Annotated in this window: 12 protein-coding genes; 5 read left to right on the top strand and 7 right to left on the bottom strand. The window is 66.5% G+C overall.

The genetic code is table 11. The features are described 5' to 3' along the window. Positions 1 to 173: 173 nt before the first annotated feature. A complete protein-coding gene (locus ACT6UX_RS09345) occupies positions 174 to 1,118 on the top strand; it encodes a hypothetical protein (protein WP_444774877.1) in 945 nt (314 codons plus the stop codon). Here ACT6UX_RS09345 and ACT6UX_RS09340 read toward each other — a convergent pair whose 3' ends face one another. From ACT6UX_RS09340 to ACT6UX_RS09315, 6 genes are all read right to left on the bottom strand, one after another. After that, a complete protein-coding gene (locus ACT6UX_RS09340; protein ID WP_444774876.1) occupies positions 1,119 to 1,913 on the bottom strand; it encodes an alpha/beta fold hydrolase in 795 nt (264 codons plus the stop codon). Positions 1,914 to 1,955: 42 nt separating this feature from the next. Then, the gene (locus ACT6UX_RS09335; protein WP_444774875.1) at positions 1,956 to 5,111 is read right to left on the bottom strand and encodes an efflux RND transporter permease subunit; all 3,156 of its coding nucleotides are present in this window, start codon (positions 5,109 to 5,111) and stop codon (positions 1,956 to 1,958) included. 94 nt (positions 5,112 to 5,205) lie between these two features. Then, on the bottom strand, positions 5,206 to 6,231 hold the full coding sequence (locus ACT6UX_RS09330) for an adenylate/guanylate cyclase domain-containing protein (RefSeq protein WP_444774874.1): 1,026 nt from the start codon (positions 6,229 to 6,231) through the stop codon (positions 5,206 to 5,208). A 19-nt stretch (positions 6,232 to 6,250) separates the two neighbouring features. After that, complete coding sequence (locus ACT6UX_RS09325) at positions 6,251 to 7,795, bottom strand: efflux transporter outer membrane subunit (protein ID WP_444774873.1); 1,545 nt, start codon at positions 7,793 to 7,795, stop codon at positions 6,251 to 6,253. After that, complete coding sequence (locus ACT6UX_RS09320) at positions 7,792 to 10,950, bottom strand: efflux RND transporter permease subunit (protein WP_444774872.1); 3,159 nt, start codon at positions 10,948 to 10,950, stop codon at positions 7,792 to 7,794. Before ACT6UX_RS09320 ends, ACT6UX_RS09325 begins: the two co-directional genes overlap by 4 nt. Positions 10,951 to 10,998: 48 nt before the next feature. Continuing rightward, positions 10,999 to 12,243, bottom strand: coding sequence for an efflux RND transporter periplasmic adaptor subunit (locus ACT6UX_RS09315; protein ID WP_444774871.1), 1,245 nt, complete (start codon positions 12,241 to 12,243; stop codon positions 10,999 to 11,001). Positions 12,244 to 12,363: 120 nt separating this feature from the next. On the opposite strand from ACT6UX_RS09315, the gene ACT6UX_RS09310 reads away from it, so the two are divergent. Genes ACT6UX_RS09310 through ACT6UX_RS09295 form a run of 4 tightly spaced genes read left to right on the top strand, consistent with a single transcriptional unit; the run spans position 12,364 to position 16,447 of the window. Next, positions 12,364 to 13,047 carry a response regulator gene (locus tag ACT6UX_RS09310; RefSeq protein WP_444774870.1) on the top strand — a complete coding sequence of 228 codons (684 nt, stop codon included), beginning with the start codon at positions 12,364 to 12,366 and terminating at the stop codon, positions 13,045 to 13,047. Beyond that, a complete protein-coding gene (locus ACT6UX_RS09305; protein ID WP_444774869.1) occupies positions 13,044 to 14,408 on the top strand; it encodes an ATP-binding protein in 1,365 nt (454 codons plus the stop codon). Before ACT6UX_RS09310 ends, ACT6UX_RS09305 begins: the two co-directional genes overlap by 4 nt. A gap of 48 nt (positions 14,409 to 14,456) precedes the next feature. Beyond that, a complete protein-coding gene (gene dinB, locus ACT6UX_RS09300; RefSeq protein ID WP_444774868.1) occupies positions 14,457 to 15,536 on the top strand; it encodes a DNA polymerase IV in 1,080 nt (359 codons plus the stop codon). Between the two features lie 11 nt (positions 15,537 to 15,547). Beyond that, positions 15,548 to 16,447, top strand: a complete 900-nt coding sequence (locus tag ACT6UX_RS09295; protein WP_444774867.1) for an NAD-dependent epimerase/dehydratase family protein — start codon at positions 15,548 to 15,550, stop codon at positions 16,445 to 16,447. Here the strand turns inward: ACT6UX_RS09295 and ACT6UX_RS09290 are convergent. Next, on the bottom strand, positions 16,444 to 17,349 hold the full coding sequence (locus ACT6UX_RS09290; protein ID WP_444774866.1) for an aldo/keto reductase: 906 nt from the start codon (positions 17,347 to 17,349) through the stop codon (positions 16,444 to 16,446). The genes ACT6UX_RS09295 and ACT6UX_RS09290 overlap by 4 nt on opposite strands. Between the last annotated feature and the right edge of the window lie 23 nt (positions 17,350 to 17,372).

Below are 17,372 nucleotides of genomic sequence, written 5' to 3'. Positions count from 1 at the left end.
CACTCCTGGAAGGTCGGTTCTCTGCGGATGTGGCGCAAAATAGGGGCATGCACCTCCTCAGGCAATCGGCGGATGCGGCTTTGTGGCCGTTGTGTCAGATTGGACCCATGCGGCGTCAAATAGGTCACGTATTTGGGGTTCTTGCAGCGTTTCTGACCCTGACGGGCGAGGCGGTGGCGCAGCGCAATGCGGCCGAGTCCTGGGACCCCAGCGCACGCGGCTTTTCGTCCGGCGGCTCGCCGGCCCCTTCGCTCCCCGGTGCGAAGGGCGGAAATGGCGGGGCCACCCTCGAATCGCTGAACAAAATCCTCTCGGCGTCGCAGCTCTCCGCCTTCGACCGGTCGATCTATCTCAGCATTCGCGCCTTCCAGTTTGCCCGTCTCGGGCGCGAGGCCGACAGCCAGAAGGACATCGCCGAAATGGGCCGGGTCCTGCCCGGCGACTGGCAGGTCGTGCTTTCCAGCACGATGCCGGGCCTGGCGGGCGGCGGCGACCGGGCGGCGGCGCTGCGCACCCTGGACAGCGCACTGCAGCGTAAGCCCGGCGACCCGTCCCTGACGATGGCTCAGGCCCAAGTCTACATGCAGATCGCCGACTTCCAGCGGGCGCTGGGCCTGCTCGATGCGGCCCTGGCCGGTGCCCAGACGCCGGGCGAGCGGCGGTCGGCGCTCTTCTACCGCGGCCTTGCCAATTTCAACCTGGGCAACTACGCGCAGTCCGCTGACGATTTCGACGCGACCCTGGCGGGCCGACCCAGTTTCAAGACGAAACAGGCGCCGATGCTCTGGCGCTATGCCGCCCAGGTCCGGGCCCGGCGCGATGGGCGCGCTGCCCTGGTCCGTGACGTGGGCGCGGAGAGCCTGAACGAATGGCCGGGTCCCATCATGCGGTTCCTGATGGGCAAGAGCTCGGCCGGCGAACTCGAGGTTGCCGCTGAATCCGACGATGGGGCCAAACGCGCAAACGGCAAATGCCCGGCGGCGTTCTTCATCGGCATGGACGCGGTGCGGCGCGGCGACAAGCAGCGCGCGCGCGAACAGTTCCAGCTTGCCCAGGCCCGCTGCCCGACCGTTTCGGAGTTCAACTGGGCAGCGTCGAGCGAGCTGAAACGGCTCTGATCAGCCGGCCAGCGCCAGCGGCGCCACGAAGCGCGTGATCTCGGACAGGACATAGACCGGCTGCTGCAGGTGCGGGCTGTGGCCGCAGTCCGGCACCAGCCGCGTTTCGCAATAGCCCCCGACCTTGCCGGCGATGATTCCGAGCTGCAGCTCGGTGCCGTATTCGTCGTCCTCGCCCTGGATCGCCTGCACCGGCACGACGACGCCCGGCAGCCTGCCCTTGGCGTCCATCGGTTCGAAGCCGGGCGAGACCCAGGCGTCCGCCCACAGCCGGAAGGCGCCTTCGACATCGGCATGATACTTGGCGAGCCGCGGGCGCAGGTCGCCGGTGGCGAAGGCTTCCCGCGCCCGCGTGATCGCCTCGACGCAGATCGGTTCATTGATCGCGTGGGCGGCCAGGGTGACCACCGCCCGCAGCGGCTCGGGATCGGTCGCGGCATAGTTCAGGGCAATTGTGCCGCCGTCGCTGTGGCCCACCAGCACACAATCCTCGATGCCGAGCGCGGCCAGCAGGCGCGGCAGGACGAGATCGGCCTCGATCTCCATGTAGCGGACGCCCGGATCACTTGGCCACGAACTCGACCGGCCATAGCCGGTGCGGTCGTAGACGATGCCGGCACAACGGGTGGCATCACACAGTTTCTGGGGGAAGTCGCGCCACATCTCGATGCAGCCCAGGCCCTCGTGCAGGAAGACGAGCACCGTGCGGTCGAGCCCGTCGTCGCGCGCCGGGGTGAGGCGGCGCACCCGAAGCCGCCGGTCGCCGAGGTCGATGAATTCGTCTGTCGAGGACATCGACCTCTTTTCGGGGGCCCCCGGCTTGCGGTCAAGACGGTGTCAGGCTGTCACCAGACCGGCTCGCGGTAAGGGCGCTTTGAAGCGGCGCCGCGAGAAGACGGCGATCATGGCCGGCAGCACGGTAAGGAAGAGGAAGGGTGCCAGCAGGGTGCCGCCGACCACGACGATGGCGAGCGGGCGCTGGACCTGGCTGCCGATCGCGGTGGAGAAAGCGGCCGGTAGCAGGCCGACGGCCGCGGCGACGCAGGTCATCAGCACCGGGCGCATCTGTTGTTCGCAGGTTTGGCGCAGCGCCTGTTCGCGGTCGACGCCCGCGGCGATCAGGCGGTTGAAGCAGCTGACCAACATGATGCCGTTCATGGCCGCGATGCCGAACAGGGCGACGAAGCCGATGGCCGCGGAGATACTGAAGGACATGTCGGCGGACCAGAGGGCCAGGATACCGCCCGACAGAGCGAGCGGCATGGCGGCACCGGCGAGGAGCGTGTCGGTCAGCGAGCCGAAGCTGACATAGAGCAGCAGCAGGATCAGGCCGATGGCGATCGGCACGGCGATGGCGAGGCGCGCTATGGCGCTCTCGAAGTTGACGAAGTCGCCCGCCCACTCGAGCCGGTAGCCGCTCGGCAACTTCACCTGTTCGTTCACCTTCTGCTGGGCTTCCAGCACGGCGCCGCCCAGGTCGCGTCCGCGCACGCTGAACTTCACCGGTATGTAGCGCTCCTGCTGCTCGCGGTAGATGTAGAAGGCGCCAGTCGCCAGCTTCACCGTTGCCACTTCGCTCAACGGGACCTGCACGATGCTGCCGTTGGGACCGACGGTGCCGAGGGCGATGCGGCGGATCGCGTCCATGTCCTGGCGGTAGCGCGACGCCAGACGCACCAGCAGCGGGAAATGACGGTCGCTGCCCTCCTCGTAGAGATCGCCTGCCGCCTGTCCGCCGATCGCCGCCTGGATCGTGGCATTGATGTCGCCCGGCGACAGGCCATATCGTGCGGCCTTGGCGCGATCGATGTCGATACGGATGGTCGGCTGGCCGAGAAGCGGCGGGACCTGGATGTCGGTGATTCCGGGCACGCCCTCCAGGACGCCGCGGATGTCGACGGCGATCTTGCGCAAGGTGATGAGGTCGGGCCCGGAGATCTTGATCGCATTCTCCGCGTCGATGCCCGAGGCGGCTTCCTGCACATTGTCCTGGATGTATTGAGAGAAGGCGAAGGTGACGCCGGGGAAGGCCCGGCTCAGCGCGTCGCTCATCTCGCTGATCAGCGCAGGCTTCTCGAGGCCCTTGCGCCACTTGCTGGCGGGTTTCAGCGGGACGAAGAACTCGGCGTTGGAGAAGCCGTCGGGGTCTGTGCCGTCGTCGGGTCGGCCATGCTGCGAGATCACCGTTTCGACTTCGGGAAAGCTCTTCACGAGCTTGCGCATGCGGTTCACGTAGCCGTTGCCTTCGTCCAGCGAGACCGAAGGCGGCAGGGCGGCGCGCATCCAGATATTGCCTTCCTCGAGCTTGGGCAGGAACTCGAGGCCGACGGTGCTTGCTGCGACGCCGGCCGCCATCAGCACGCCCAGGCCGACGGCCAACATGACGTGACGCCAGGCGAGTGCGCGCGAATAGGCCCGGCGATAGAGCCGACGCAATCCGCGGACGAGAAAAGTCTCGGTCTCGGAGACCTTCTCCGGCAACAGCAGGGCGGCGAGTGCCGGCGACACGGTGAAGGTCGCGATCAGGCCGCCGGCCAAGGCATAGGCATAGGTCTGTGCCATCGGCCCGAAGATGCGCCCCTCGACCCCTGACAGGGTGAACAGCGGCAGGAAGCCCGCAATGATGATCGTAGCTGAGAAAAAGATCGCCCTGGTCACCTCGCCCGAGGCTTCGTAGATCGTGAACAGCTTGCCGGTGAGGCCCTCCGGCTCTTCCCGCGCCGACCGTGCCGGTCCGGCATGGCCGGCCTCCGCGAGATGGCGGAAGATGTTTTCGACCATGATGACGGTGGCGTCGACGATGATGCCGAAATCGATTGCGCCCATGGAGAGCAGGTTGGCCGACTCGCCGTTGATCACGATGATGGCGACGGCGATCAGGAGCGCGAAGGGGATCGTGGCGGAGACGATCAGGGCGCTGCGCAGGTCGCCGAGGAACAGCCACTGGATCAGGAAGATGAGGCAGACGCCCATCACCATGTTGTGCAGGACCGTGTGGGTGGTGACGTCGACCAGCACGCTGCGATCGTAGATTCGTTCGATGCGCACGCCGGGTGGCAGCAGGCTCGATCCGTTGATGCGTTCGACCTCGCGCTCGACGGCGCGTAGCGTCGGCATCGTCTCTGCGCCACGACGCATCAGGACGATGCCCTCGACGACATCGTCGTCGTCGTCGTGACCGGCGACGCCAAGCCGCGGCTCGTTGCCGACGGCGATATCGGCGATATCCGAGACCAGGACGGGCGAGCCGTCTCGCACCGTGAGCATGGTGTTGCGGATGTCCTCCATCGACCGGATCTGGCCGACGGCCCGCACGACTGCCGATTGCGGCCCGAGATTGACCGTGTTCGCGCCGACATTGATGTTGGCGCCGTTCAGGCCGTCGATCACCTGTTTCAGCGTGAGCCCGTGCGCCAGCAGCCGGTCGAGATTGACGATGACGTCGAAGGTCTTGCTCTTGCCTCCCCAGGTCGTGACGTCGATTACGCCGGCTACGGCCTTGAGACGGCGCAGCAGGATCCAGTCCTGCATCGTCTTCAGTTCGGTGACGCTGAAGCCTTTCGGACCGACCACGCGATAGCGGAAGATCTCGCCGATCGGGCTGGTCGGCGAGATGATGGGCTGTGCGCCGTTGGGCAGCGGGCCGAGCTGGGCCAGCCGATTGGTCACGAGCTGGGCGGCCTCTCGGTAGGTCAGATCGTAGGTGAACTGGACCTTCACGTCGCTGAGGCCGGTCAGGGAGATCGAGCGGATGGACTTCACGTAGGGAAGTCCCGCCATCTGCACTTCCATCGGGATCGTGATGTAGCGCTCGATCTCCTCGGATGACTGGCCGGGATTTTGCGTCACGATGTCGACGAGGGGCGGCACCGGGTCGGGATAGGCTTCGATGTTGAGGCGCTTGTAGGCGAACAGGCCGCCAGCGATCATCAGGACGGCAAGGATCAGAACCAGAATGCGCTGACGGAGTGCAGCGCCGACGATCGTTTGCATCTACGGCCCTCGCGGCAGGCCGTGGGATGGCGGTGCCTTCGCGAGGAGCTAAGACACAAGTCGCGCAGACACACTAGCGTTGCGAGTACAACATCTATGCAACCTTCTGCAGGTCTGCACTTCGCGGTGCCGCCAGTCTCAGTTCACCGGAGATGCCCCGCACTTCCTCGTCGATGAAATGGTGCCAGCCTTCGAACGACATGCCGCTCCGCGCGGCCTCGACCAGGGTCTCTTCCGATATCAGCAGAGGAGAGTGATATTTCTTCGTCAGGCGTTCAATGCGCGAGCAGACGTTCACCGCGTGACCGACGACGGAATATTCGAGCCGCTGCTCGTCACCGATGGCGCCCATGACGACCTCGCCGTGGTGGATGCCCACGCCGACACGGACCGGCGACTCGCCGTGCTTCGCGCGTTCGACGTTCCAGCCATCGATCGCCGCGAGCAGCCGGAGGCCGCATCGGATGGCGGCGGCTGCATCGTTGGGCGATGGACGCAGGGCGCCGAAGAGCGCCAGCACGCCGTCCCCGATGAACTTGTCGATGAGTCCGCCCTCGCCCTCGACGATGCGCGAGACCACGGTCCGGTATTCCTGGAGGAAGCCGAACAGGGCGTCGGGTTCCATGGTCTGCACCGATGCGGTGAAGTCGCGCATGTCGATGAACAGGATCGCGGCCTTCATCCGTCGGCCCCGGGCCGCACGCAGTCCCTCTCGTGCCAGTCGGTCGACCAGCTCCGAGGGCAGGTAGCGTGAGAGGTTGAGATTCTGAAGCCGCTCGCGGTCGAGGCTTTGCCTCAGCCGGTCGGCGAGGAGCGCGCAGGCGAGGAACACCGCGACGGTGCCGAGGGCTTCGATGCCGTAATAGGTAAACCGGGTGCTGACGAAATCCGGTGGCGGATTTGCACCCACCATCCACGCGAAGGCGATCGATGCCGCGGCGATGCCGATCCACCGACCGGCAAACCACGACGCACCGAAGATGACCACGAGATAGAGCGCGGTGAGTCGCAGGTCGCCGGTGACGATGTCGGCATAGCCCACCGCGGCCGACATGACGAAGGCTGCCAACAGTATGGCTGCCTTGAATGCGGTGGCCGGCTGGCGGGGCTTCGTGGCCATGGCCGACATGGCACCCCGATCAGCCGTGTCGGCGCTGGGTGTTTGAGGAGATGGACCAGGGAGAGGCCGGAGGCTTGCAGCGCGACCGGCCATTCCCCGGGCCGGCGCCGTCGCGATTCCACCAGCCACCGCCCAGCGACTGGAAGAGTGCGGCGGTGTTGGTGAGACGCGCGGCCTGCGCCTGCACGCGGGTCAGGAGAGTCTGCTGATAGGTGAGCTCGGCGATCAGCACGACGACATAGGTCGTGTCGCCGAGTTCGAGACGCTTGCGCGCGATGGTGAGGGCCGTGGCCGCCGCCCGCTCCGCCTCGACCGCCGACTTCAGCGCCAGCGCGTCGTACTCGAGGGCGTTCAGCGTGTCGGCAACGTTGCGAAAGGCGGCCAGCACGATCGACTGGTACTGCGCGTCGGCCTGTTCGAGCGCCGCGACCGCCGATCGTTTCTTGGCGGCCAGTGCGCCGCCGTCGATCAGAGTCTGGATGGCGCTGGCGCCCGTGGTCGCGCCCGCGAGTCCGGGCATGAACAGCGTGCCGAGCGACAGGGCGCTGGTGTTGAGGCCGAACCCCAGCGTCACCTGCGGCAGCTGGTTGGCGATGGCGACGCCGACCTGGGCGCTGGCGGCATGCAGGTTGGCTTCGGCGGCCCGAATGTCGGGCCGCTGCTCGACCAGCTGCGAGGGCAGCGTGAGCGGCAGTTCGTACGGCAGCTTGAGATCGGTGAGCTCGAAGCGCTCGGCGACGGGATCGCTCGGCAGCCGGCCGGTCAGGGTGGCCAGCAGGTTGCGTTGCTGGGCGAGTGCCTTCTCGAGCGGTGGCAGGGTCGATTCGGCCTGTGCGAGGGCGGCCTGCTGCGTGGCGACGTCGGCGCCGGGGATGGCGCCGAGTCCCGACTGGCGCGTCAGGATGCCGAGCGTGTCGCGCTGGGTGGCGACGATGCGCCTGGTCGCCTCGACCTGGCCGCGCAGCGACGCCTCGACGATGGCGGCCGCGACGACGTTCGAGGCGAGCGAGAGATAGGTACCCTCGAGCTGGAAGCATTGAGCTTCCGCCAGTGCGTCGAGCGATTCGATCTGCCGGCGATTGCCGCCCCAGAGATCGAGGGCATAGGTGATCTGGAGACCGCCGACGAACAGGCCGTAGATCGGCTGCTGGTCGGCTGTGGCCGATTGCAGGCTGGCCGGTGTCTGGTTCTGGGTGGCGTTGAACGTACCCTGAATGGTCGGAAACAGGGTCGCGCGCTGGGCGCGCGCGTTCTGCTGGGCAACGCGCAGGCCGGCGACGGCCGCTTTAACGTCCGGATTGGCGCGCAGCGAGCGCTCGATCAGGCTGTTGAGCTGCGGCGACTGGAACACGCCCCACCATTGACCGGGAATATCCATGCTCTGAACGATCCGCTGCGCCTCGCCGCCCGGTATGCCGGCAGCGATCAGGTCGTTCTTCTGGTCTGGAAGATAGGTCGCCGTCTTCGGGCCTTCCGGCGAGGCGAAGTCCGGTCCAACCGAGCAACCGGCGAGGGCGCCGGCTGCGAGCAGCGGCAACGTGGCAAGGAGAGAGTGTCGCATCATGTCGCCTCGGCAACCGTATCGTGGGGGTGAGACGCCGGGACCGCGGCACGGCGGCGCGAGAACAGGCCGATCATGGCCGGCAGCACCGTGAGGAAGAGGAAGGGCGCCATCAGAGTGCCGCCGACCACGACGATGGCGAGCGGGCGCTGGACCTGGCTGCCGATCGCCGTCGAGAAGGCGGCGGGCAGCAGGCCGACGGCGGCTGCGACGCAGGTCATCAGCACCGGGCGCATCTGCAGGGAGCAGGTCTCGTAGAGCGCCATGCTGCGATCGCGACCGGCATCGATCAGCCGGTTGTAGCAGCTCAGCACCATGATGCCGTTCATGGCGGCGATGCCGAACAGCGCCACGAAGCCGATGGCGGCGGAGATGCTGAACGGCATGTCGGTGACCCAGAGGCCGAGGATGCCGCCGGTCAGCGCCATGGGAATGGCGCTCGCGGCCAGCAGCGTGTCGCGGAACGATCCGAAGCTCATGTAGAGCAGCAGCCCGATCAGGCCGATGGCGATCGGCACGGCCACGGCGAGCCGCTGCAGGGCATTCTTCAGATTGCCGAACTCGCCGACCCATTCGATGCGGTAGCCGCCCGGGATCTGCACCTTCTCCGCGACGCGCTGCTGCGCCTCGATGATGGTGCTGCCGAGGTCGCGGCCGCGAACGCTGAACTTGACCGGGACGTAGCGCTCCTGCTGCTCCCGGTAGATGTAGTAGGCGCCGGAGACCAGCTCGACCTTGGCGACTTCGCTCAACGGCACCTGCGTGATGGTGCCGTTCGCGCCCTGCACGCCGATCTGGATGCGGCTGATCGCGTCGAGGCTCTGGCGATAGCGGGAGGCGAGGCGGACGACCATCGGGAAGTGACGGTCGCTGCCGCTCTCGTAGACGTCGCCCGCGGCCTGGCCGCCGATCGCGGCCTGCACCGTGGCGTTGATGTCGCCCGGTGACAGGCCGTACCGCGCGGCCTTGGCGCGGTCGATGTCGATGCGGATGGTCGGCTGGCCGAGCGAGGCCGACACGGCGAGGTCGGTGATGCCGGGCACGGTGGCGAGCACCGCCTTGATCTCGTTGCCGAGCTTGGCCAGCGTTTCGAGGTCGTTGCCCGAGATCTTGACCGAGTTCTCGCCCTTCACGCCGGAGGCCGCTTCCTGGACGTTGTCCTGGATGTACTGCGAGAAGGTGAACTCGACACCGGGAAAGGTCTTCTCGAGCGCGCCGTTGATCTCGGCGATCAGGGCTTCCTTGTCGAGACCCTTTCGCCACTGGTCCACCGGCTTGAGCGGCACGAAGAACTCGGCGTTGAAGAAGCCGGTCGAATCGGTGCCGTCGTCGGGGCGGCCGTGCTGGGAGATGACGGTCTCGGCTTCCGGAAAGGTCTTGATGAGCCGGCGCATGCGGTTGGCATAGTCGTTGCCGGCCTCGAGCGAGATCGATGCGGGCATCACGGCGCGGATCCACATGTTGCCTTCCTCGAGCTTGGGCAGGAACTCGAGGCCGATCGTGCTGCCGGCGGCGCCCGCCAGGACCAGCGCGCCAAGTCCGGCTGCGAAGGTGGCCCGGCGGCTGGCCAGGGCGGCGTTGCGTAGCTTCTCGTAGGCGCGGCGCAGGGCACGCACGGCACGCGTTTCGGCATGCGCCATCTTGTCGGGCAGCAGCAGGGCGGAGAGCGCGGGCGACACGGTGAAGGTGGCGATCAGGCCGCCCAGCAGGGCGTAGGCATAGGTCCGCGCCATCGGTCCGAAGATGTGGCCCTCGACTCCCGACAGAGTGAACAGCGGCAGGAAGCCCGCGATGATGATGGTGGCGGAGAAGAAGATCGCCTGGGTGACTTCGGTCGAGGCGTTGAAGATCGTCGCCAGCTTGCCGGTGAGACCGTCCGGCGCGCGCCGCTGGGAGCCGGACTGGTGATCGCTTTCGGACAGATGCCGGAAGATGTTCTCGACCATGATGACGGTGGCATCGACGATGATGCCGAAGTCGATCGCGCCCATCGAGAGCAGGTTCGCCGATTCGCCGCTCAGCACCAGGACGACCACGGCAAACAGGAGCGCGAAGGGGATCGTGGCGGAAACGATCAGGGCGCTGCGCAGATCACCCAGGAACAGCCACTGGATGAGGAAGATGAGGCAGACGCCCACGACCATGTTGTGCAGGACGGTGTGGGTGGTGATGTTTACCAGCGAGCTGCGATCGTAGATGCGCTCGATGCGCACGCCGGGTGGCAGGATGTTGGCGTTGTTGATCCTGTCGACTTCCGTCAGCACGCCGCTGAGCGTCGGCATGGTCTCCGCGCCGCGCCGCATCAACACGATTCCCTGCACGATGTCGTCGTCGTCGTTCTGGCCGGCGATGCCGAGCCGCGGCTGATTGCCGACGGTGACGTCGGCGACGTCGGAGACCAGGACGGGCGCCCCGTCGCGCACGGTCAGCATCGTGTTTCGGATGTCGTCCATCGACCGGATCTGGCCGACGCTGCGCACGATCGCCGACTGCGAGCCGATGTTCACGGTGTTGGCGCCGACATTGATGTTGGCGTTGTTCAGCCCGTCCAGCACCTGCTTCAGGGTGAGCCCGTAGGCCAGCAGGCGGTCGAGATTGACGGTGATGTCGTAGGTCTTGGTCTTGCCGCCCCAGCCGGTGACGTCGACGACGCCCGGCACCGCCTTCAGGCGGCGCTCCAGCACCCAGTCCTGCAGCGTCTTGAGGTCGGAGACGGAGTAACCCGGCGGGCCGACGATCCGGTAGCGGAAGACTTCGCCGATCGGGCTGGTCGGCGACAGGGTGGGCTGAGCGCCGTTCGGCAGCGGGCCGAGCTGCGACAGGCGGTTGATCACCATCTGCGAGGCCTGCTGGTACGTCAGGTCGTAGGTGAACTGTACCTTCACGTCGCTCAGGCCGAACAGCGAGACCGTGCGGATGGCCTGTACGTAGGGCAGGCCGGCCATCTGAATCTCGATCGGGATCGTGATGTACCGCTCGATCTCCTCGGAAGACTGGCCCGGGTTCTGCGTGATGATGTCGACCAGCGGCGGCACCGGATCGGGGTAGGCCTCGATATTCAGCCGCGAGTAGGCGAACAATCCGGCGACGGACAACACCACGCTCAGGATGACGACGAGGATTCGCTGCTTGAGGGCGGCGGCGACGATGGATTGCATGGGCAGCCGATGGGTTGGAGGGACGCGCTTGAAGGGCGCGCCGGGCCGTCAGTCGCGCTTGGCCGCGCGATCGATGAAGAGTGTGCCGCTGGTCACCACGTTCTCGCCCAGGGCGAGGCCCTTTTTGACCTCGACCATGCCATTCGAGGTCGCGCCAACCTCGATCGGGCGCGACGCGACGGACTTGTCCTTTGGATCGGCAACCCAGACATGGGCGTTGGCGCCCTCATAGACGACGGCTTCCTGCGGGACGGCCGGGTTGGTCGTCGGTTCGCCCGTCACGATGCGGAAGCTGGCGAACATCTCCGGCATCAGTTCGCGATCGGCATTGGCGATCTCGGCGCGGACCGGCAGGCGCCGCGTGTTGGCATCGAGCGCGGGCGCGACGTAGGACAGCCGGGCGTTGAAGACGCGGTCGGGGTGGGCCAGCACGGAGACCTCGACCGGGGCGCCGACCTTCATCTTCGGCGCGTCGGATTCGCGGACGTTGGCGACCAGCCAGACCGTCGAGAGGTCGCCGATGTTGAACACCGGGTCGGCGGCGCCGGCATTGATGTACTGTCCGAGGCCGATCTTGCGCTGGATCACGGTGCCGGCGATGGGCGCCGACACGATCGCTTCCGCGCCGATATGGTCGACCTTCTCCAGCGCATCGATCTCGGCATCGGTGCGGCCGAGGATCTGCAGGCGGTTGCGCACCGCGGCCAGTGCGATCTCGGAGGAGCGCAGGTCGCCCTGTGCCGAGACCAGGTCGGACTGAGCCTGTTCGAGGTCCTTCAGCGAGCCGCCGCGGATCGCCAGCAATTCCTTCTGACGCTTCTCGAAATTCTGCGCGAGCGCGAGCTTGGAACGGGCCTTCTCGACGCCGGCGACGGCGCTCACGAGATCGTTCTGGCCCTGGACGAACTCGTTGGCCTCGATGGCGAAGAGAGGGTCGCCGCGCTGGACGCGCTCGCCCGGCTTGGCGATCAGGCGCGTCACCCGGCCGGAATATGGCGAGAAGACGGGCGTCGTCGTGTCTTCGTTGATACCGATCTTGCCGTCGGTCGCGCGCTCGTCGCGGAAGGAAGCGGCTTCGACCGGCGCGATGCGCAGGCTGGCCCACTGGGTCTCGCTGGGACGGAAGGCGCCGTCGTTCTCCACCGCCAGTGCCGGCCGAATGAGCGCGTTGGTCGGACCGGTATCGAGGGTCCAAACCGCTGCGAGGGCGAGGGTTACGATGCCAGCGCCGGCGAACCACAGGCGGTAGCGACGCGAGCGAGCTGTGGTGGAGGTTTTGGGCGCAGCGGTCATGGCGCGGAAGCTATTCGCTTCACATTACGTGCGCCTGACTTGCTGCCTGCCCGGCAGTTACAAAGCGCTTGCCGTGATAGGATGACGAAGTTTGCGACTACGTCGGGAGGACGGACGTTCATGAGAGTCCTTGTCGTCGAGGACAACGCGGAACTCGTCGCCTTGCTGGCGAAAGGCCTGGCGCGCAGCGGATTCTCAGCGGATTCAGTGAGCAATGCTGGGGATGCGGAGCATTCCCTGGCGGCCATGCGCTACGCCGCGATCGTGCTCGACCTCGGTCTGCCGGACCAGGATGGGCTGTCGCTGCTGCGGGGAATCCGGGGACGCGGCGATTCGACGCCGGTTCTCGTGCTCACGGCCCGTGGCGGGGTGAGCGATCGGGTCAACGGGTTGCGCGCCGGGGCCGATGATTATCTCGTGAAGCCCTTCGCCATGGAAGAGCTGGTGGCGCGCCTGCAGGCGCTGCTGCGGCGGCCCGGCAATCTGCTGGGCCGCCAGCTCACTTTCGGCAATGTCTCGCTCGAGACCGAGGGACGTCAGGTCTTCATCGACGGCACGGTGCGGGTCTTTCCCGCGCGGGAGACGGCGATCCTTGAAATTCTTCTGCGACGCGGCGGCCATGTGGTCCCGAAGCGTCTGTTCGAGGACCAGCTGTTCGGCTTGTCGGGAGATGTCGGTTCGAATGCGGTCGAGGTCTATGTCCATCGTCTGCGGAAGATGCTGACCGACTGCGGCGCGACGGTGAAGATTCATACCGTGCGCGGCGTGGGTTATCTGCTGGCTGAGGAAAAGGCTGCCGTTTGACGCGCTTCCGATCGATCATCTCCCGTGTCGTCGCGCTGCATATCGTGGCGATCGGCGTCACGTCCATCCTGATGCCGCTTGCGCTGTACTGGCTGCTCTACGAAGCCGCGAACAGTCTCCATCGCGATGCGCTGCGGGCGCAGGCCTTGACGATCGCCAGCTTCCTGCATCCCATGCCCGATGGCGGCGACGTCACGCTCGATATCCCACCGGAGGCCCGGCCGATCTATTCGGGCGAGTACGCCCTGTATGCCTATGCGATTCTCGACGCGAAGGGGAATGTCCTGTTCACCTCGCGGCCGGATGATGCGCCGCTCTCGGCGCCGGACGATCCGCTGATCAACGATTCGTTCATGCGACGCCGGAGCAAGGGCACCCTGCTCATCGGGGTCAACGTGCCGCGCGCGATCGGCGATCATCTCTACTGGATCCAGGTCGGACAGGACCTGGCACACCGCGACGTGATCATCGATGACATCGTCGCCTCCTTCCTGCCGCGCGTCGCGTGGATCACCTTTCCCATCCTGCTGCTGCTTCTGCTGATCGACATCATGATCTTCCGTCGCGCGCTCGATCCGGTGCGCGAAGCGTCGAATACGGCGGCGGCGATCGGCCCGACCAGCACCGATGTCCGCCTGTCCGAGCAGTCGATGCCGAGGGAGATCGTTCCGCTCGTGCACGCGGTCAACCAGGCACTCGACCGGCTGGAGGCAGGGTTCCGTGCGCAGCGCGAGTTCACCGCCGACATGGCGCACGAATTGCGGACGCCGCTCGCCATCATGCGTGCGCGCATCGACACGATGGAAGATCAGCCGCTGCGACGGTCGCTGGAAGCCGACATCGTCAACATGACGCGCACCGTGAACCAGGTCCTCGACATCGCCGAACTCGAGGCATTCGTCGTGGACGGGGGCGCCCAGGCCGACCTCCAGGCCGTATGCGCCGATGCGGTCGCCTTCATGGCACCGCTTGCCGTCGACAGCGACAAGACGATCGCTCTGACCGGTGTCGAAGCGCCGGTATGGGTGCATGGCCATGCCGAGGCGCTGTTCCGCGCGGTTCGCAACCTGGTCGAGAATGCGATTCGCCACACGCCGGCCGGCGGGGCGATCGAAGTCGAGGTCGCAGCGGACGGAACGGTTCGCGTGCTCGACGAAGGGCCGGGCGTGCCGGTCGCCGAACGCCAGACGATTTTCAAGCGCTTCTGGCGGCGCGACCGCGCCCGGCCAGAAAGCCGCGGGCTGGGACTGGCCATCGTGACACGCGTCGCCGCGGCTCATGGCGGCACCATCTCCGTCGATGACCGGCCCGGCGGAGGCGCGGTCTTCACGCTTCGCCTGCAATCGTCCCGTCCGGCCTGAGGCACTGATCCAGGGGACCGCGGATCGCGAGAGCCCTATACTCCTGCCATGGCGGAAGCAGAGATCCGCAAGATCATCCACGTCGACATGGACGCTTTCTATGCGTCGGTGGAGCAGCGCGACGATCCCTCGCTGCGTGGCCAGCCGGTCGCGGTCGGGGGACGGCAGCGCGGCGTCGTGATGGCGGCGAGCTACGAGGCGCGGAAATTCGGCGTGCGCTCCGCCATGCCTTCGGTCACCGCCAAGCGCCTGTGTCCGGAGCTGCTGTTCGTGAAGCCGCGCTTCGAGGTCTACAAGGAGGTGTCGCGGCAGATCCGCGAGATCTTCCTCGACTATACGCCGCTGGTGGAGCCGCTCTCGCTCGACGAGGCGTATCTCGACGTGACGACCAACCTCAAGGGCATGCCCCTCGCCTCCGAGATCGCCCGCGAGATCCGCGCGCGCATTCTCGAACGCACGGGCCTCACCGCGTCGGCGGGCATCTCCTACAACAAGTTCCTGGCCAAACTCGCCTCCGATCATCGTAAACCCAACGGCCAGACGGTGATCCCGCCGGAGAAGGGTCCAGCCTTCGTGGAAGGGCTTCCAGTCGGTCGCTTTCACGGCGTGGGGCCGAAGACGGCGGAAAAGATGAACCGTCTGGGCATCCACAGCGGCGCCGACCTGAAGGCCCAGACGCTCGAGTTGCTGCAGCAGTATTTCGGCCGTTCCGGTACTTACTATCACGCCATCGCGCGCGGCCATGACGAGCGCCGCGTCGTGCCCAACCGGCCGCGCAAGTCGGTCGGCTCGGAGACGACCTTCATGGAGGATCTCGACCGGCCGGCGGCAGTGGAGGACGGCGTCGCCTCGGTGCTGGGCGATGTGTGGTCGTACTGCGAGCGTACCGGCATCGTTGGGCGCACGGTCACGGTGAAGATCAAGTATGCCGACTTCCGGATCGTGACGCGCAGCAGGACCCTCGAAGAGGGTGTCGACAGCCGCGACCTGCTGGAACGCACGGCGCGCGAACTGGTGCGCTCGATCTTTCCGCTCGAAAAGAAAGTGCGCCTGCTGGGCGTCTCGCTGCACAACCTCCACCTACGCGAAGAGCGCAAGGCATCGCCCCAAATGACACTGGCTCTCTAGGAGACATGACCATGAAGATCTTCATGACCGGCGCGACCGGATATATCGGGGGCACGATCGCACGCCGCCTGCTCGACGATGGACACGCGATCCGCAGTCTCGTTCGCGATGCGGAGAAGGGTAAGAAACTCGCGGTCTTCGGTGTCGAGCCGGTCATTGGCGGCCTCGACGATGCCGCGATCCTCTCCGCCGAAGCCAGGCGCGCCGATGCCGTGGTCAACACCGCGAACAGCGATCATCGCGGTGCAATCGATGCGTTCCTGGAGGCGCTTGCAGGATCGAACAAGCCGTTCCTGCATACCAGCGGCTCCAGCATCGTGGCCGACGATGCCCATGGCGATGTCGCCTCGGAGAAGATCTACGACGAAGAGACGTCGTTCGTACCGGTGCCCGGCAAGCAGGCGCGGGTCGCCATCGACCGGATGATACGCGACGCGAGCAGCCGCGGCGTGCGCTCCATCGTCGTTTGCCCGACGATGATTTATGGCAACGGCTTGGGCCTTGCGCGAGACAGCGCACAGATTCCAGGCCTCGCGAAGCGGGCGCAGGCATCAGGCGTGGTGCGCCATGTCGGCAAGGGGCTGAACATCTGGTCGAACGTTCATGTCGAGGACGTGGCCGACCTCTATCGTCTCGCCCTCGGCAAGGCCCCGGCGGGTGCCTTCTACTTCGCCGAGAACGGCGAGGCCTCGTATCGTGAAATCTGCGTGGCGATCGCGCGCCGCCTGAAGTTGGGCGAGCCGCAGGCCTGGCCGTTCGAAGAAGCCGCCAGGGAACTCGGCGAGAACAGCGCGGCCTACACGTTCGGCTCCAACAGCCGCGTCCGCGCCCGGCGCGCCCGCAGCGAACTGGGCTGGCAGCCGAAGCACGGCTCGGCGACGAAATGGATCGAGGCGGAGCTGCCGCTTTAGACAGCGATCTCGTCGATCATCTTCTTGCGCAGCGCCGAGTCGGGATAGATGCCGAAGCCCGCCTTCAGATTGTCCGCCATGTGCTCGGGCTTGCCCGTGCCGGGGATCACGCAGGTCACGGCCGGGTTCGCCAGCGCGAACTTGAGCAGGAGCTGTGCCCAACTCGTGGCACCGATCTCGCCGGCCCAGTCCGGAAGCTTGCGCCTGAGGAGCTTGCGCAGGAGTCCGCCGCCGCCGAACGGCTGGTTCACGATAACCGCGATGCCGCGTTCGGCAGCGAGCGGCAGGAGCGTGCGCTCGACGGCGCGATCGTCGAGCGCGTAGTTGACCTGCACGAAGTCCCACTTCTCCGCCCGCATCACGCTTTCCAGCTCGTCGTGGGCGCTCTCGGTGTAGTGGGTGATGCCGAGATAGCGGATGCGGCCCTCCGCCTTCCAGGCGCGCAGGGTCGGCAGATGGGCGCGCCAGTCGACGAGATTGTGAATCTGCATCAGGTCGATGCGGTCGGTCTTGAGAAGCCGCATCGAGGTACGCATCTGCGCGATCCCGTTGTCGCGGCCGGTGGTCCAGACTTTCGTGGCGATAAAGGCCTTGGCGCGCGAATCGGCCGCGGACAGCAGGTCGCCGACGACGGCCTCGGCCGATCCGTACATCGGTGAGGTGTCGATCATCGATCCGCCGGCGTCGAACAGCAGGCGCAGCACCTCTGCCAGCGGCGCACGGCCCGCCGGCTGGGCGCCGACATCGAAGGTGCGCCATGTGCCGACGCCGACCACGGGCAGCATCTCGCCCGAGGACGGGATTTTGCGCTGGTGCATGCGTGCTCCTGGCTGGGCGGCGGTTTGTCCTGCAAGGACGCTGGCGCCGGCGAGGCCGAGCAGGGCTGAACGGGTCAGGCGCATGAACCTCTCCGCGACCTCTACTT

This window comes from Reyranella sp., from assembly GCF_052439685.1.
Classification (GTDB): domain Bacteria; phylum Pseudomonadota; class Alphaproteobacteria; order Reyranellales; family Reyranellaceae; genus Reyranella.
Note: the sequence above shows the minus strand (reverse complement) of the source record. Positions and strands in the feature narration are given on the sequence as shown.

What these genes read in the sequence shown, in the direction of transcription:
- ACT6UX_RS09295 (WP_444774867.1), top strand. Translation starts at nt 15,548, where the DNA reads ATGAAGATCTTCATGACCGGCGCGACCGGATATATCGGGGGCACGATC.
- ACT6UX_RS09310 (WP_444774870.1), top strand. Translation starts at nt 12,364, where the DNA reads ATGAGAGTCCTTGTCGTCGAGGACAACGCGGAACTCGTCGCCTTGCTG.
- ACT6UX_RS09335 (WP_444774875.1), bottom strand. Translation starts at nt 5,111, where the DNA reads ATGCAAACGATCGTCGGCGCTGCACTCCGTCAGCGCATTCTGGTTCTG.
- ACT6UX_RS09330 (WP_444774874.1), bottom strand. Translation starts at nt 6,231, where the DNA reads ATGGCCACGAAGCCCCGCCAGCCGGCCACCGCATTCAAGGCAGCCATA.
- ACT6UX_RS09290 (WP_444774866.1), bottom strand. Translation starts at nt 17,349, where the DNA reads ATGCGCCTGACCCGTTCAGCCCTGCTCGGCCTCGCCGGCGCCAGCGTC.
- dinB (WP_444774868.1), top strand. Translation starts at nt 14,457, where the DNA reads ATGGCGGAAGCAGAGATCCGCAAGATCATCCACGTCGACATGGACGCT.
- ACT6UX_RS09325 (WP_444774873.1), bottom strand. Translation starts at nt 7,795, where the DNA reads ATGATGCGACACTCTCTCCTTGCCACGTTGCCGCTGCTCGCAGCCGGC.
- ACT6UX_RS09320 (WP_444774872.1), bottom strand. Translation starts at nt 10,950, where the DNA reads ATGCAATCCATCGTCGCCGCCGCCCTCAAGCAGCGAATCCTCGTCGTC.
- ACT6UX_RS09315 (WP_444774871.1), bottom strand. Translation starts at nt 12,243, where the DNA reads ATGACCGCTGCGCCCAAAACCTCCACCACAGCTCGCTCGCGTCGCTAC.
- ACT6UX_RS09340 (WP_444774876.1), bottom strand. Translation starts at nt 1,913, where the DNA reads ATGTCCTCGACAGACGAATTCATCGACCTCGGCGACCGGCGGCTTCGG.